The organism is Bradyrhizobium sp. NBAIM08, from assembly GCF_020193935.1.
In the GTDB taxonomy this organism is placed as follows: Bacteria; Pseudomonadota; Alphaproteobacteria; order Rhizobiales; family Xanthobacteraceae; genus Bradyrhizobium; species Bradyrhizobium yuanmingense.
The window spans coordinates 1-442 of the sequence record NZ_JADYVR010000413.1 but is presented as its reverse complement, the minus strand read 5'-3'; the positions used below and the strand labels follow the sequence as shown (position 1 = coordinate 442).

Here is a 442-nt window from a genome sequence, read left to right as displayed (position 1 = left end):
GCCTCGGGCTGGACGACGTTCAGGCTGGTGACGTTGCCGTTGATTGCGCCGGGAGTCGCGGCCGGCGGGCTGCTGGCGTTCGCACTATCGATCGACGACTTCGTGATCTCCAACTTCAACTCCGGGTCGACCGTGACCTTCCCGCTCTACGTCTTCGGCGTCGCCCTCCGCGGGATCCCGGTACAGGTGAACGTCCTCGCGACGATCCTGTTCCTGTTCACCGCGTTCGTGATCGGCCTCGTGCTCTGGCAGCAACGGCGTGCGGAGCGCATGGCCGAGATCCGCGCGGATGAGCCGCAGGACGCAGTGCTACCTGGCGCGGCCGCGGTCGGAATCTCGAAGGGCTAGGTGTAAGACCCGAGCGCGTTGTTCAGCTCGGCGAGGCGAGCTGCGGGCGGTCTTCGGCCGAGGGAGCCGTGTGGACGCCTGAAGTTGTAGCGCC

Annotated in this window: 1 protein-coding gene; it reads left to right on the top strand. The window is 67.0% G+C overall.

Going from position 1 to position 442, the window contains the following annotated elements; translation table 11 throughout:
• A partial coding sequence (locus tag I6F37_RS40175) for an ABC transporter permease (RefSeq protein ID WP_368736825.1) occupies positions 1 to 348 on the top strand: 348 nt, incomplete at its 5' end.
• Positions 349 to 442 lie beyond the last annotated feature (94 nt).